The following is a 14968-nucleotide window of genomic DNA, read 5'->3' as shown; positions in this document are numbered from 1 at the left end:
GCTCTTTCCTCCTTCAAAATAATGATTGATAGATTTCTTCAATCTTTTTGACCATGTTACTAGTGGTTAAATGTTTTAGTGCAAATGCCTGTGCATTGCGTGCTAATTCTTTTCTAATTGATTTTTTTCGTAATAAGAGCGATAACTTTTTTGCAAGCTTCTTTGGGTTAGCTGGTTCAACAATAAATCCTGAATAATTATTTTTAATAATTTCCGGGATTCCGCCACAATTGGTAGTAAGAATTGCTTGTTTGGTAAACATTGCCTCAATAATTGAGATTGGCAGCGTATCGCTTGTGGTTGGCAGAATAAATATGTCTGATTCACTTAGCAATTTAGGTATGTCTTCTCTGCTGCCTAAAAAGGAAACGTTTTTCAATTCCAACTCATTAACCTGCTTCTCGAGCTGCTTTCTCATCTCACCATCGCCTACTATCCGGACTTCTACATCTCTCAGCTTGTCTTTAATAAGCGCAAGGGCTTCAAATAGGTACATATGACCTTTACGTGGTCGAAGGCGTGCTACACAAGTTATCACCATGTTAGATTGGCTTTTTTTCCTTTTCTTCTGAATATTCCATCCACCAAAATCAATTCCAGTATAAACAGTGGTCATTTTAGATTCCTCCGCACCTAAATTTATTAGAATTGGGCGAAAGACATCACAAACGATGATTAATTGATTAGCATTTTTAATGGCTTGTCTGTCAATGGCCGAAAAATAGATTTCCTCAACCGACCCTTTTTCCATCAAGTTAAACTTTAATCTGTTGTGGGTCATAAATCCATGAGGTGTAAAAAGAAGAGGTTTTTGAAGGGATCGGTTTAGTATCCCTATTACATTAGCTGTATATCGATCTTGTGCGTGGATAATATCATATTGCTCCAGGTCAATATCCTTTAACATCGTATAGTAACTATATAGTTTGCTAATGTTGTGTAGAATTTTTCCATTACAGCTGCCATACCGATTGATAAAAAAATGTGTAAATTCTTCAGAGTATCTAGTTCGTAATACCTCCATTTCTTTAGATGGAAAATGATTTGGTGCTATTACATGGACACTATGACCTAATTTTTCCAAGCCGTTTTTAAGTGTTGTGATATAGTTTTGCAGTCCACCGATACTTGGATACTCCCAAAACGTTGTGATTAATATTTTCATTTTTTTGTTTTGAATTTCTGCTGAATGGATTCGCTGCCTTTCTACCACTTGTTCTTCTTCAAATATTTCATTAATCTCATAATATTGATCCATAGCTGAGATTAGGTAAGGAAAAAGAGTCGGCACAAAATGCTGGTCCTTTTGATGTTTTCCTGTCACTTCCACACCCTCCTTATGATTTCAAAAGCTTCTGCGAATTCGACCCCAACCGTCATTCCCCTGACCCGCGCTAAATATTTCACTCCGTCATATGAACGTGGATGAGGGAATGGTCTCATTTCTATATCATAATGGTGAAGAGATTGTAGCTTGTCATCGATGGTATCTGTAATATCCACAAAATAATTGGGTTTGAATTCCTTATCATTCGTATGCTGGCTCCATTCACTGGAAGAAACCGTTTCAAAACAAAGGATCTCAATCGGTTGTTTTCCAGGCAACGGCCGGGCTGCTGTGATGACTGCTTGAAACAAAATTTGATGGTCTTTGTTTGTATCTCCATAATGATGAGTGAAAATTATAGAAGGTTTATGCTTATCCAATAGAGCTTCAATCGCTTTGGCGATTTTGTGAAGAGGAATTGTTTCCAACAATAGATTGGGGAATTCCAAAAATAGGACCTCGTCTACCCCTAAGTGTTTGTTAGCTTGCTGCATTAATGGCTGAATGTGCTGCTCCTCTTCCTTACGTCCCTTGGCGGCAATCACTGTGATTACCTTATAGCCATGATTAATTAATTTCTTTATCGTTCCGCCGCTTCCAAGAATTTCATCATCGGGATGAGCGGCAATCACTAGAACATTCATACTCATTCAGATCCCTCAACTCCATTTAATATTAGTACTCTAATAATTATATGAAATTGATCCGAAGTGGATATGGACAATGGTAAAAAAACTTCGACACACCCATGTCGAAGCAGAAAGGTTACTTGATCGTTTGTTTCAACGCCCTCAGCGATGACTTGAAGTTTTAACAACTGTGCCATTAGAATAATAGTCTTAATGATGGTTTGATCATTTAAGTCATGAGTACCTTCAGACATAAAGGATTGATCAATTTTCAGGCTTATCAACTGGGAATCGTTTAAGCTAATTAAGCGAACTATATCCCGTTCCAAAATCATCGATACTAATCATAACACCAATTTTTTTAAGCTCAATCAGTGTTGAAATAGCGGATTCAACATCCAAAGTCATACTTTCAGTAATCTCAATCTCTAAATATTTGGGTTCAAGTCCCCTAACTTTTTTGCTAACCCAATTTTTATTTTTCATTCCAACGTATACAATTTCCATTCTTAAAACCCAAGTTGATACAGAGGTTTTGCTAACCCATATAAGGGGAAAAACACTTCTTAGTTGGGCGGCATGATGTAATCATCGTCTAGAACCCTTGGAATATAGAGGGTTTAACGACGATTCAGAATGATTGCCCACACCTAACATGTGAATATCTTTAAGGTTGAAGGCCTCCTACAGATTACTGTGGGAGGCCTTTTCTTTTTATGTAAAGTAAAATTCAATATAAAATTCTGAAAATTTTAAGTTGTTTAACACATATTCGGGTGATATACTAATTTCACAAATATAATCATGATTATAAAATTACTTTGATTGTATTGTAATTTCGATTAAAAATTTTTAGAAAGTGCTTAAATTGAGTTGAAAAAATGATATTGACCACTTTACGGCGGATGATAAATGACTAAGAGGAGGATGAAAAATGTCAACAGAATATAAAGAAAAAGAAATTATCACTAATTTTCCTTATGCGTTTCAAACCATTGAAAACACTTGGATTGTTTTAAAGGATGGAACTAGACTTTCAAGTCGTATCTGGTTGCCTGAAGTTAGGGAAGGGCAAAAAGTACCTGCCATTTTGGAGTACATTCCTTACAGAAAAACAGACGGTACAAGGGCAAGAGATGAACCGATGCATGGTTATTTTGCCGGGCACGGTTATGCAGTTGTCAGAGTGGATATGAGAGGTTCGGGAGAATCAGATGGTCTGCTAAGGGATGAATACTTAAAGCAAGAACAAGATGATGCTCTGGAAGTTATTGATTGGATCTCAAAGCAAAATTGGTGTGATGGAAATATCGGTATGATGGGTAAATCATGGGGGGGCTTTAATTCCCTTCAAGTTGCAGCCAGAAGACCCAAAAATTTAAAAGCAATTATTACACTCGGGTTTACCGATGACCGGTATAACAATGATATCCACTATAAAGGCGGCTGCCTCTTAAATGATAATTTCTGGTGGGGGGCCATTATGCTAGCCTATCAGGTGCGTCCGCTTGACCCTCATATTGTTGGGGATAGCTGGCGTGAAAAATGGCTGGAAAGATTAGAGGAAATGCCTTTATGGATGGGGCAATGGATGGAGCACCAAACGAGAGATGCTTATTGGAGGCATGGATCAGTTTGTGAAAATTACGATGACATTGAAGTGCCAGTTCTAGCCATCGATGGTTGGGAAGATTCTTATACGAATACCGTATTAAGTTTAATGAAAGGGCTTTCAGTTCCCAGAAAGGGGATTATTGGTCCTTGGGCACACGTATACCCTCATGATGGAGTTCCAGGACCAGCAATGGGCTTTTTGCAAGAAGCTGTTAAATGGTGGGACCATTGGCTAAAAGGCAAAGAGAACGATGCGGTGGATGGACCGATGGTGAATGTATGGCTTGAGGAAAGTATGCCTCCTTCTTCCATTAAACCAGTAAGTAAGGGAGAGTGGATTGGACTCGATTCCTGGCCATCAAATGAAGTTCTAACGCAAACTTATCAATTGACTCATGGTAAATTGCTAGAAGAAAGAGATGAAACAGAAGAGCGGGTGTTATTAAAAACACCTTTAAATCACGGCCTTTTATCGGGTGAATGGATGGGTGCCGGAGTACCGGGTGAAAGTCCGTCAGACCAACGATTGGATGATGGTATGGCGATGGTATTTGAAGGGGATGTCTTAGAAGCCCCATTAGAAATAGTTGGTTATCCAAGATTTGAAGTACAAATGACAAGTGACAGACCAAAGGCAATGCTCTTCGCACAACTATCAGATGTGGCACCAGATGGGGCCGTTACCCGTGTTTCTTACGGAGTAATGAATTTAACCCATTTAAATGGACATGATCAAGTAGACTTGTTAACTCCGGGTGAAAAGGTAAATGCATTTGTTAATTTAGACTGTTGCGGGCATAAATTTAAAGCCGGGCACCGGATACGTTTGTCCATTGCAACAACTTTTTGGCCAATGTTTTGGCCGATGCCTGAGGATGCAACACTTACTCTGAATCTTGAAACCGCAAAGTTTTCATTACCAATCTTTAAAGGAAGCCGGGTATCTGGACCGAATATGAGTCCTCAAAGCGCCCCATTAACTCCGACGACTATACTTTCAGAGGGAAGAGTCGAACGTTCCATTACATACGATATTTTAACGGATACATGGACTTGCATAACCGATGGTGTTGGAGGGGTATTTGGTGAAGGGGTCTATCGCTTTGATGACATCGATGTTACGGTTGAACACAATTTGAGACGAGAGTTGACATTATGTAATGCTAATCCTCTTTCCGCGAAATATACAATTTATCAAAAAATGAGGATTGGCCGTGAGGGTTGGTGGATTGACGCTGACATTACCGTTACGCAAACTTCTGATGCAGAAAGCTTTATGATTGTTGGGGAAATGGATGTTAAAGAAAACGGCCGACCGGCATTTCATAAGAATTGGGATCAAAAGATTGAGCGTTTAGGACTTTAAAAAGCCAGGGATTGGAGAGAAACGAGATGAAAGGTAAACTAAGGAAAAATATACCTACTCTAGTCATTTTAATCATTGCAGGTGAAATGATTTATACATTGCCTTATTTTCGAAACTATTATTATGATGTATTCTTAAATGCCTTTCACTTAACCAATACACAAATGGGTACGCTTGGCAGTGCATATGGAGTTTGCTGTTTGATTTCCTATATCTTTGGAGGGTATGTGGCAGATCGATGGAGAACGAAGCACTTGTTGTCCATATCCTTATTTGCGACAGGGATTCTAGGCTTTGCTTTACTATTGTATCCCCCTTACCCTGTGTTGCTGCTAATTTATGCAGCTTGGGGAATAACATCCATCATGACCTTTTGGGTAGCGTTAATAAAAGCCGTCCGTTCGTTAGCATCTGAAAATGAACAAGGAAAAGCATTCGGCTTTTTTGAAGGCGGACGCGGTGCTGCCAAAGTTATCGAATCTGCTTTGGTATTAGGACTCTTCGCCATTTTAGCAAAGCAGCTGAGTGACAAGCTGGCATTGTCTTCTGTGATTATTTTCTATTCCGTGATGTGTATTCTTTTAGGGTTTATGATTATGTTACTTTATAAGGAACCTGATGGTAACAACAGTAGTGATGAAATAAAAGAAAAGGAGGTTAAAAAATTTGATTGGGCAATACTTTTGAGGATTCTCAAAATGCCAACAACCTGGTTGGCAGCCATTCTTATTTTAACGTCTTATGCGATGATTAATAGTTTCTATTATATTACGCCTTATGCAACGGCCGCCTTTGGTGCTTCAACAATAATTGCCGCTGCTTTGGGTTACTTTTCACAATATTGTCGCCCAATCGGAAGTTTTGGCTCTGGCATTATCGGGGATCGAATTGGTATTTCGAATATGGTCATAATTGGCTATTGTGTTCTGGCACTCGGTTTAGCTGCTCTCATCGTATTACCCGGAAAGCCTTCTTTCATCTTATTACTGTTAGTTTTTATAGCGATTATTTATATATCAATGTATGCATTACAGGCAACGCACTTCGCTATTTTGGTGGAAGGAGACTATCCTGTCGAAACAACAGGAACAGTTGCCATGCCCTTGATGATTATTGGGTATAGCGGAGAAATCTTTATGCCAATTGTTGCAGGTGCTTGTTTGGACCACTGGAGTGGTACAGACGGTTATAAGGTATTATTTACAATTTTATTAGGGTTGACGATTGTTGGGTTGATTACGGCTATAATTTGGCAAAGAGTAACGAAAGAAAAACGAATAGAGATTTCGCTCCTGAAGAGAGAAATGAAAGCAAGTTAGCAAAAGGCAAGAGGGTTCCCGAGTGATAGAATAATGAGGTTTTTTAAAGACCCCCAAAAATGTAAAAAGGCTGGCGATAAACGTTTTGTTTTTTGCCAGCTTTCTATTTTTATACGTTTTTATTGTGGGCTAATGTTCTTTCGGCTTCCATGCCATAGTTTGGTATAATTTAACCATAAGCACTTTATTGATTGGCACGCCCCTATAAAATAAAGATAAGAATACAGAAAGCTTCGTTTTATAGGGTTCAGTGATTGAAATGGACCTATATTTTTTTTGAAAGTGTGAGGGGAATAGAAAATGAAAAACAAAGAAATACAAATGGGCCGCATGTGGAAATACTTTGTGGATGCAACAGCTGAAATTATCGAAGAAGAAGGTTTAGAGAATGTAACAATAAGAAAAGTTGCGGATAAAGCGGGCTATAATAGCGCAACCATTTATAACTATTTTTCTGAGGTCTCCCATTTGATTTTTTTCGCTTCAATGAAATTCTTGAAATGCTACACAGATGAGGTAGCTGTTTATATTGAAAAAGGAAAAGATCCAATTGAAAAGTACTTATTAGCATGGGAATGCTTTTGTAATCACTCTTTTCAGCAACCACAAATTTTCCATGCGGTTTTTATTATGGACCTAGCTGATCAACCGGAAAAGCTGCTCGAAGACTATTATAAAATCTATCCTTCTGATTTGATTAACATTCCTGAAGAATTAAAGACTATCCTATTCGAACGTAATGTGTCAAAAAGAGGGCGATCCTTTTTAGAAATTGCACTAAAAGAGGGCTACATTAAAGAGGAAAACGTTGATGCAATTAATGAATTAACCATTTTAGTATGGCAGGGAATGTTTACGAATATCTTAAATAATCGCAAAAGCTACGATTTTCAAACGGCTGCAAAAATCACCATGAACTATATAACAGAGATTGTACACAACGCAAATCTATTTCATAAAAGGGATCATGCAAATCAGCAGTAGCATTATCTTACCATCCTTTTGGCACTTACAAATTTACTATATATTTGTTTTCGCAGCGACATCGAAAAAGCCCTCCTCTATTTAATCGAGAAGGCTTGGGATAAGAATATTCATTTTGTTATTCCCTGTTATTTTTTTGTTTACCTTCCTCAATCTTCCTTATGAAAAGGCACGGGGCTGCTAAGAGCGCATTTCTTGCCCCAGAAACGCGCCCTTTTCTTGAATAACTTAGGTCGTTTAACCGGGGACATACCTATTGAATATTAGCCATCCGCGAATGAAATAAAACCTCAGTTAAAAATGACGTTAGAATCAGTTCAAGTACATAATGCTTTGTTCAAGATTTAGAGATTACTTGCAAGCTGTTCGGATTTTTGCACCCAAAACCCATTTTTTTATAATTTTCACAATTACTATGAATTGCGTATAATGAGATTATGCAAGGGAATACATAAATTTAAAACAAATACGAAATGAAAGAATGGTTATCATTCTATTCTATAGGCAATTAGTCTATTAAAGGTGAAATGATTATGATATCTAGTCTTATGAAGTCTTGGACAATATGGATGAAAATCGGAGTGATTTTATTCGGGGTATTCTTACTATCGTGGTTGGGTCCTGACGAAATTGGTCTTACTGATTTGCTTATTTCATTAAGAGAAGGTGAAGAAACAGGAAATAAGTTAATGCTTGCCGTTTTTTTGTTAATTTCTTTAAATACAGTTTTAGCTTTGTTTCATTATATTGGTGCACTCCTGTTGGGAGACGAAATTGGTGATCGTTTAAACCGTCCATGGTTAAAAATTATCATTCCTCTTATTGTTATTCCTCTCGACTATATCGTGATAAATGCTTATTATTCTTTAACATACTCATTTAGCGCATATGCATTGTTATTGTTGTTAGCAATCTTATTATTGCAAGCCTTTGAAAAGGATAGGCTAAAGCCAATTATTAAAACGATTATTTGTTCCCAATTAATCTTTGGGATTGAATGGCTGAATGAGATTCCTTCTTTATCTAAATATGGATTTGGCCAAGGGTCGATTTCAAAGGAATTAAAAGATATAGCGGTTCAAATTGGATTTGAGCAATCATTAACATTGTACAGTTTAACTTTGTGTTTAATTTTTGTTATTAATGCTGTTATTTTAGCTGTGTATTTTTCATTAGCTGAACAAAAATGGCGGATAAAGCAAGAGCTTCATTATGCGCAGTTGGAAGCAATGCAGTCAAGATCAGGACGAGAAGCACTATATCTGGTCCATGATTTAAAAACACCTCTCACAGCAATTGAGGGGCTAAATTCTTTAATTAGTTTGAAAGTGGACGATTCTAAAATTAAAGAATATTGTCAAAAGGTTTCATCATCGATTCATTCCGTTAGCGACATGATTTCCGAGATTTTATATGATGATAAAAAACATTGGTGCCGTATAAAAGATTTAGTTGAATACGTCGAAGCAAGCAGACTGAGCGGGACAAATCTTAATCTGAAGGTAGAGTTTCAAACAGATCCTGAAATTAAAATTTTAATTAATAAAATCCGAATGACGAGGGCATTAGTGAATTTAATTGACAATGCTTACGATGCAGTGAATGGAATAGAGGATGGCAAGATTTTGCTTAAGGTGAAAACCTATGAAAATGAACTTTGGTTGGGCGTATCAGATAATGGGAAAGGGATTTCACCTAAAGAGCAGCTGAAAATATGGAAAGCTGGGTTCAGTACGAAATCGCATCCAGGGATGGGGTTAGCTTTCGTACGACAAGTTGCTGAAGGACATGGTGCATCTTTAGAAATTGACAGCAAGCTTGGGCACGGGACAATAATTTGGATTAAACTAGCTGAGAGGAGTGTGTCAAGATGAACATTTTAGTCATTGATGATGATGCATCAATTCAATATATGCTAAGTGAAATTTGTGAATTTGCCGGCTGGAATGTAGATACGGCTAACAACGGAAAAGAAGGGTTAAATGTGTTTGCAGAAAAAGGAGCAGATGTTGTTTTAGTTGATTATCATATGCCGGAAATGGACGGAATAAAAACAGTGGGTGAGCTTCGTAAACTTAATGCTGATGTTCCGATTCTTGTATTAACAGTCGATGAACGACAGGAAATTGCTGATCGCTTTCTTGAAGCAGGCGCAACGGATTTTGCGTTAAAGCCTGTAAAAGCGCCTGATTTGATTTCAAGAATTCAACTGCATGCTCGCCTTGCAAAATTAACTCAATCAGCTCCGCAGCAAAAGTCCAGTGAAGAAAAGGATGTATTTGTAACAAAGGGAATTAGTAAGAAAACACTTTGTCACGTTAGTGGTTTTCTGAATTCTAATCGTGAACCCTTTTCTGTTGATACAATTTCTAAAGAAGTTGGTTTGGCTTATCCGACCGTCTATCGCTATATTATGCATTTACTTGATGAAGGAAAAGTGGAAACTATTGTGAGTTATCAAAAAATAGGAAGACCGAAAAATTTATATCAATGGATTGTTGACTAAAAAACTGCCTTAATACAAGGCAGTTTGAGTTTGTAAACAAAAGGGGTTCATCTGAATTTTTAAACAAAGTTGATTGGTACGGAAGCTACGAGACTCCTGCGGGAAAAGCGCTCCCAAGGGAGACCCCACAGGCGCCAAGAGCGCCGAGGAGGCTCTCGGACCGCCCGCGGAAAGCGAGTGCCTGGAGAGAAATCAACGTTCATATTTTAAACTCCCTCAAAAATAATGTAGGTAATCTTAATTAAAATCGAGTTTGTCAACAGTCTGAAACTGCCTTAAAACAAGGCAGTTTTTTTTATTATAATGGGGGTCTCCGTTGCTGCAAAGGCCGCTAATGCAGTAGGACTTTTTTTCTTTTTTTTCTGTATTTTTATATTTTCTGATAATATAAAATTATTTTACAACACTAAAGATTCTTTAAAATTCAAATGTCTTCATTGAACGTCTTCGAGTAAAATGAATGAATTTATAAGTAGATTTTGCTATCTGATTTCTTTTGCACCAGAGTCAAGATTAGAAATGTAAACGCTTACTGATGGTGGGTTGGATGGCATGCGTCGGCATCATCGTATTAGGCGTAGGTGGAACGAAATCAATAATTTATATATTAAAATAAAAACCATGCAATAATTTTGTGAAAGTAACGATTGGTGGATGGTTTAATATTTAACCATATTTAGGGGGACTTTATTATGCAAGCACTTTTAAAAGATGATGTTCAGCAGCCAAACCAGTCCAGGAAAAAGCATCCTCCAGGACTGTATATGCTGTTCGCGACTGAGGCATGGGAGCGCTTCAGCTATTACGGAATGAGAGCAATTCTTGTTCTTTACTTAACAGCAACTGTTGTAAATGGCGGGCTTGGAGTCGACAAATCTACGGCTATGGGCATATACGGATTCTTTACTGGTGCCGTTTATATTACGCCAATGATTGGCGGATACTTGACTGACCGTTTCATAGGCAGAAGATTGGCAATCACAATTGGCGGTATTTTAATGGCGCTTGGTAACTTTTCGCTATTCTCAAGTCAGAGTTTGACAGCGCTTTACATTGGTCTTGGTTTATTGATTATCGGTAATGGTTTCTTCAAGCCAAACATCTCGACAATTGTTGGTGATCTTTATGAAGACAACGATCCGCGTCGTGATGGAGCTTTCACCATCTTCTATATGGGTATTAATGTTGGGGCTTTCTTCGCACCATTAGTAGTTGGCCTGATGAGCTATAAATATGGGTTCTTGACAGCAGCAATTGGCATGATTGTAGGGCAGTTAGTTTTCAACTTATTAGGAAATCGCTATTTAGGCGATATCGGTAAAGAACCTACTGGCAAACCGGAAGTTACAGCTGGTCAAAAGTCAGCTGCACCGTTAACGAAAAGAGAACAAAAACGTACAGCGGCTATCGTTATTTTGGCAGTATTCGTTATTGCGTTCTGGGCCGCTTTCGAGCAGGCAGGAAGTTCATTGACATTGTATGCTAATGACCAAATTGATCGGAATGTATTTGGTTTTGAGGTTCCAACTGCCTGGTTCCAATCATTGAACCCATTATTCATCGTGATTTTAGCGCCAATTATGTCTGCATTATGGTACAAGCTTGGCAGCTCAAAACGAGGTGACTTAAAAACCCCAACGAAGATGGCTCTTGGTTTAGTCACTGTTGGTTTAGGTTTCTTAGTACTGCTTCCTGCTGTTATGTATACAGGAAATGATACAGCGCTGAAAGTAAACATCCTGTTTATGATTGTAACGTATTTCCTTCATACATTAGCCGAATTAATGATTTCACCAGTTGGTTTATCAATGGTAAGTAAAATTGCTCCAATCAAGCTTGCCTCTCTTCTAATGGGAGTATGGCTGGCAAGCTCCGCGGTAGCTAATATGGTAGCCGGACAATTAGCTGCATATACGCAGTCTTTAGGTTACCTGGAAATCTTCAGTGTAATTGGTTTTGTAACAATTGGCTTAGGTATTGTTTTATTGCTTCTTTCGAAGCCAGTAGCAAAGCTGATGAAATAATGAAAAAATGAGCTGACCCAAAAGGCATATAATGTGCCATTTGGGTCGAGCTTTTTTTAGTGTGAAAAAATAATAGAATCGGTCCAAACTGGTGTAAAGGAACGATTCTCTGAAGTTTTATTTCTTTTTGCTTAATCTTATTGTGTTTCAGCATTTTCACGAGTCTTTCATCAATTTGAATGGTATGGAATGCTAATGTAAGTAAACAAATCAGAAGAAAGGAAAAGGAAATCTTATCGCTATCCCTAACGACTTCTGGATAGGCTATACTTATCTAGACAGAAAATTTAAGGTCAGGTAGACTACAGATACAACTAGTTATAGAAAAGAGGTCCGATATGCGACGCGATATACAACTGAATGAACGAGCTTTCTCTTCCAAGGAAGTGGCAGAAGAAGTGGGGATTGCAACTCCCACTGTTCGAAAATATGGTCAAATCTTAGAGCGGAATGGATATGAGTTTTTGAAAGATGGAGATCGACGTATCTTTGTTAAATCTGACATCGGAGCGCTTATAGCGCTACGCGATACGGACAAGCCCCTAGACGATACAGCTAAAGACCTTGTATATCAACAAAAAGAAAGATTAGAAGGATCCAATGAAACACAGATAGCGATACCCGATACATATGAAAATTCACCCCACGACCCCAATCAATTAAACGAGGTCTTAATGTTTTTAGTCAATGAACTGGCAGCCACACGTGAAATGAATGTCCAACTGACAAACGATATGTCACAGCTTAAAACAAAGGTTTCCCGGCTCCAGCAAGATCATCATGTTATAAGTTCTAGTATTGGAAATTCAGCGCAAAGAACTAATTCTAAAATTGAACAATTAACAGAACAACAAAATACCCATTACGAAACATTGCTGGAACAAGAAAAACAAAAAAGTGAACTCTTACAAAAAGAAATACAAAATATGCGGGACGAACAGAAAAAGGAATGGAGTTCACAAAATGAATTTAATAAACGTTTAGAAGAGACTATACAAAAACGTTCCGAAAAATGGCGGGCGCTTTTCTCCATATTCAGAAAATAAGGTGACTGTTAAGGTTTTTTGCCTAGCTGTGTATTGATTTGTTATTGATGATGAAACATTTAATAAATATTTTTTAAATAAATAATGATGGATAAAAGCATAGAGATGCGAATCCTAAAAATTCATAGTGTCATATATGATTCGCGTAGCTGAAAAATAGAATTAAGAAAGAATCTTTCAACTTTACAGGATTTGGCACCTGTTATGTAAATGCTCGGCGATACCAATGTAGCGGACGTTCTACCAAAGGCTCAATTGAAATTCATTGGGGATTTGTTTAAGCGATATGCATCTAAAACAAAATACACCTTGCATTCAAAAATAGGAGTCATCCTTACTAGAGGTGCTCCAGACAGGGATTGATCGGCTCTTTTTTTGTGTGTTTCGTATCGCTGGGCGATATAACTTGCAAATAAATTCGAACCTTTAGGTTTAATAGAAAAGCGGCGTTTGATATGCAAACATGATATACCTCCGAATGAACGAGTATTCTTTTCTAAGGAAGTGGAAGAAGAAGAGGGGATGCACACCCACTGTTCAAAAGTATGGTCAAAACTTAGAACGAAACGGATATGAGGTTTTAAGATGGTGGTTGCCTATCTTTATTCAATCTGACATTGAAGCGCACATAGCGTTACGCGATACGGACAAGTCCCTAGAGGGTACAGCTAAAGGCCTGTGTATCTACAAAAAGATAGATTAGAAGGAACCAATGAAACAGAGATAGCGTTACCCGATATATGACAACTTAACCCATAATTCCAAACAAATAAATGAGATTTACCAATGAACTCGCAGCTACGCTTGAAATGAACGTCCACTGACAAACGATATGTCACAGCTTAAACCAACGGTTTCCCAGCTCCAGCAAGATCTATGTCCTCAATAGTGTTCCTCAAGAAAGGGGCCTATCTGTTCTTTTGTGTGTTTCGTATCGCTGGGCGATATAACATGAAAATAAATCCAAGGAACCTTCATCTTTAATAGAAAGGAAGGTCCGATATGCGACAGTATATACATCCGAATGAATGAGGATCCTCTTTCAAGGAAGTGGCAAAGAAGTGGAGATGCAAAATCAATGTTCGTAAGTATGTTTAAAACTTAGAGCGAAATGGATATCAATTGTTAAAATATGTAAATTCACATTCCTTCGTTCAATCCGACATCGAAACGCTTAAGTGTTACGCGATACGGGCAGCCCCCTAAACGATATAGCTAAAGACCCTTGTATCAAGAAAAAGTAAGATGAGAAGGAACCAATAAAACAGAGATAGCGATACCCGATACATATGACAATTTAACCCATGCTCTCATTCAATTAAAAGAGAGCTTAATCTTTTAACCAATGAACTCACAGCTACACGTGAAATGAACATCTAACTGACAAACGACATGTCACAGCTTAAAACTGAACAACAAAAAAACCATTACGAAGCATTACTTCAATAAGAAAAGGATTCATTACCTTTATTTTAGTCTCCTTTACGATATTCAGGTGTTAATTTCCGTTAATAACTATTTAAACCTAAGGCAAACAAATCAAAAGTAGAAATTCCTTTGTTCCAACTATTCGCAATCACTATTTTCAAATTTCAACAATTTCCCGAGAAATATCTACAAATTCTGAGTAGATATCGACAAAATAATACTCCTTATCGGCCTTTTGCAAAAAGCTTGTTTAAGCAATAATTACTGCATTTAGCTTCTATATTATTTAGCCTTACCAAGAGACAGGTCTCTAGAGTATAAGAAGTTTTCTTTCCTGCTCCTTTGAATTACAAACAACAAAGCAGTGATCCCAAATTTTCGGGATGCACTGCTTTGTTGTTTGTAGATATTCTACGCATTCATAATTAGCTCGATAACTTCTTACCATGCCGTAAATCAACATCAGCAAAATCCTGCCCCCTTTCGATTTTACCAACCAAGAAAATGTAGGACAGTGCTCCTGCGAAGGTTATACAAGCAATAGGGGTAAGTGCAGGAGCAAAATTACCGCCCTGGGCCAGGAAGCCAATCACAATCGGAATAATAATTGATGCAGTACCACCTACATTTCAGTACTAAAGAAATATACAGGGGTGAATGAGGGACAACCTACGATAGTACTGAAGGCAGCTAAATCGCCGCGAGTAGCGACCTGTGCTCGCTCG

Annotated in this window: 11 protein-coding genes and 1 pseudogene; 7 read left to right on the top strand and 5 right to left on the bottom strand. The window is 37.9% G+C overall.

From position 1 onward, the window contains the following. Positions 1-13: 13 nt before the first annotated feature. Genes ACSR9O_RS24390 through ACSR9O_RS24375 form a run of 4 tightly spaced genes read right to left on the bottom strand, consistent with a single transcriptional unit; the run spans position 14 to position 2442 of the window. Positions 14-1324 (bottom strand): glycosyltransferase family 4 protein, encoded by a 1311-nt coding sequence (locus ACSR9O_RS24390; protein WP_491725248.1) that lies wholly within the window; start codon positions 1322-1324, stop codon positions 14-16. Beyond that, a complete protein-coding gene (locus ACSR9O_RS24385) occupies positions 1321-1977 on the bottom strand; it encodes a PIG-L deacetylase family protein (protein WP_101225611.1) in 657 nt (218 codons plus the stop codon). The genes ACSR9O_RS24390 and ACSR9O_RS24385 overlap by 4 nt, the downstream gene beginning before the upstream one ends. Continuing rightward, positions 1974-2210: a hypothetical protein gene (locus tag ACSR9O_RS24380; protein WP_434168320.1), complete on the bottom strand. Its 237-nt coding sequence runs from the start codon at positions 2208-2210 to the stop codon at positions 1974-1976. Before ACSR9O_RS24380 ends, ACSR9O_RS24385 begins: the two co-directional genes overlap by 4 nt. A gap of 46 nt (positions 2211-2256) precedes the next feature. After that, entirely contained in the window at positions 2257-2442 is a 186-nt protein-coding gene (locus ACSR9O_RS24375; RefSeq protein ID WP_491725247.1) for an EAL domain-containing protein, read from the bottom strand. A gap of 448 nt (positions 2443-2890) precedes the next feature. On the opposite strand from ACSR9O_RS24375, the gene ACSR9O_RS24370 reads away from it, so the two are divergent. The 7 genes from ACSR9O_RS24370 to ACSR9O_RS24340 all read left to right on the top strand — a co-directional run bounded on the left by ACSR9O_RS24370 (position 2891) and on the right by ACSR9O_RS24340 (position 12815). Further along, complete coding sequence (locus ACSR9O_RS24370; RefSeq protein ID WP_491725246.1) at positions 2891-4936, top strand: CocE/NonD family hydrolase; 2046 nt, start codon at positions 2891-2893, stop codon at positions 4934-4936. A 26-nt stretch (positions 4937-4962) separates the two neighbouring features. Beyond that, entirely contained in the window at positions 4963-6255 is a 1293-nt protein-coding gene (locus ACSR9O_RS24365) for an MFS transporter (RefSeq protein WP_434168325.1), read from the top strand. Positions 6256-6555: 300 nt separating this feature from the next. After that, on the top strand, positions 6556-7239 hold the full coding sequence (locus tag ACSR9O_RS24360; protein WP_452445363.1) for a TetR/AcrR family transcriptional regulator: 684 nt from the start codon (positions 6556-6558) through the stop codon (positions 7237-7239). Positions 7240-7772: 533 nt separating this feature from the next. Continuing rightward, positions 7773-9113: a sensor histidine kinase gene (locus ACSR9O_RS24355; RefSeq protein WP_101225622.1), complete on the top strand. Its 1341-nt coding sequence runs from the start codon at positions 7773-7775 to the stop codon at positions 9111-9113. Then, positions 9110-9745: a response regulator gene (locus ACSR9O_RS24350; RefSeq protein WP_230178645.1), complete on the top strand. Its 636-nt coding sequence runs from the start codon at positions 9110-9112 to the stop codon at positions 9743-9745. Before ACSR9O_RS24355 ends, ACSR9O_RS24350 begins: the two co-directional genes overlap by 4 nt. Before the next feature lie 692 nt (positions 9746-10437). Beyond that, positions 10438-11769 carry a peptide MFS transporter gene (locus ACSR9O_RS24345; RefSeq protein ID WP_101225624.1) on the top strand — a complete coding sequence of 444 codons (1332 nt, stop codon included), beginning with the start codon at positions 10438-10440 and terminating at the stop codon, positions 11767-11769. A 338-nt stretch (positions 11770-12107) separates the two neighbouring features. Further along, positions 12108-12815 (top strand): SH3 domain-containing protein, encoded by a 708-nt coding sequence (locus ACSR9O_RS24340; RefSeq protein WP_101225625.1) that lies wholly within the window; start codon positions 12108-12110, stop codon positions 12813-12815. A gap of 1853 nt (positions 12816-14668) precedes the next feature. Here the strand turns inward: ACSR9O_RS24340 and ACSR9O_RS24335 are convergent. Then, positions 14669-14869 (bottom strand): annotated as a pseudogene (locus tag ACSR9O_RS24335) (hypothetical protein); the annotation flags it as partial. Between the last annotated feature and the right edge of the window lie 99 nt (positions 14870-14968).

It is taken from the genome of Peribacillus sp. B65 (assembly GCF_058513295.1).
Note: the sequence above shows the minus strand (reverse complement) of the source record. Positions and strands in the feature narration are given on the sequence as shown.